The following is a 1298-nucleotide window of genomic DNA, read 5'->3' as shown; positions in this document are numbered from 1 at the left end:
AAAGCTGACCGAGAAACAGTAAAAATCATTAATATCAATGCATTATAATACATTTAGCTTAAAAAATAGACTGCACAATACTGCAAAACACAACATATCCAGTCACTATGAATCAACCACTTAGATGGTATTAGTGACCTGATACAGAGCATTAGCGCAAGGTGATTTTTTGTCCTCTTGCGCTAATTTTTTGTCAACGCACTGGGTTAGCTGAATTTACAACCATGCTCAGTATCTCGATAAGCGCAGAGAAATGATGCTGTGGTGGGCAGACTACTGGCTTGATGAAAAGGTAGGGCGACCAACCGCGTTTTTTCAGTTCAGTCAGCACATTGAGCCAGAACTTCACCCCTTCATTTTCGGCCAGCCACATCCCCAACAGTTCTTCCTGTTCTTAACTATTTACAGGCGCGTTTTTTTAAAGAATCCTCACTCCATTTGCACGAATATATTAATATATAAACAATGAGGATCAATAATAAATGAAACCTGTCCACAATCCTTCTTTTTTCCGCTCCTTTTGTGGTTTAGGATGTATATCCCGTTTATCCGTAGAAGAGCAAAATATCACGGATTATCACCGCATCTGGGATAACTGGGCCAAGGAAGGTGCTGCAACAGAAGACCGAACACAGGCAGTTCGATTACTGAAAATATGTCTGGCTTTTCAAGAGCCAGCCCTCAATTTAAGTTTACTCAGATTACGCTCTCTCCCATACCTGCCCCCGCACATACAAGAACTTAACATCTCTAGCAATGAGCTACGCTCTCTGCCAGAACTCCCTCCGTCCTTAACTGTACTTAAAGCCAGCGATAACAGACTGAGCAGGCTCCCGGCTCTTCCGCCTCACCTAGTCGCTCTTGATGTTTCACTTAACAGAGTTTTAACATGTTTGCCTTCTCTTCCATCTTCCTTGCAGTCACTCTCAGCCCTTCTCAATAGCCTGGAGACGCTACCTGATCTTCCCCCGGCTCTACAAAAACTTTCTGTTGGCAACAACCAGCTTACTGCCTTACCAGAATTACCATGTGAACTACAGGAACTAAGTGCTTTTGATAACAGATTACAAGAGCTACCGCCCCTTCCTCAAAATCTGAGGCTTTTAAACGTTGGGGAAAACCAACTACACAGACTGCCCGAACTTCCACAACGTCTGCAATCACTATATATCCCTAACAATCAGCTGAACACATTGCCAGACAGTATCATGAATCTGCACATTTATGCAGATGTTAATATTTATAACAATCCATTGTCGACTCGCACTCTGCAAGCCCTGCAAAGATTAACCTCTTCG

At 42.9% G+C, this 1298-nt stretch carries 1 protein-coding gene and 2 pseudogenes; 2 read left to right on the top strand and 1 reads right to left on the bottom strand.

What is annotated here, in order from left to right:
• Positions 1-214: 214 nt before the first annotated feature.
• Positions 215-298, top strand: a pseudogene (locus ACUU1I_RS20590) (hypothetical protein); the annotation flags it as partial.
• A gap of 6 nt (positions 299-304) precedes the next feature.
• Here ACUU1I_RS20590 and ACUU1I_RS20585 read toward each other — a convergent pair.
• A pseudogene (locus ACUU1I_RS20585) lies at positions 305-391 on the bottom strand (transposase); the annotation flags it as partial.
• Between the two features lie 91 nt (positions 392-482).
• On the opposite strand from ACUU1I_RS20585, the gene ACUU1I_RS20580 reads away from it, so the two are divergent.
• Positions 483-1298, top strand: an 816-nt coding sequence (locus tag ACUU1I_RS20580; RefSeq protein ID WP_449144912.1) for a leucine-rich repeat domain-containing protein, incomplete at its 3' end; no start/stop codon positions are given.

This window comes from Shigella sp. SIG3, from assembly GCF_053555855.1.
The sequence above is the reverse complement of the archived record's forward strand: the minus strand, read 5'-3'. Positions and strand labels throughout refer to the sequence as shown.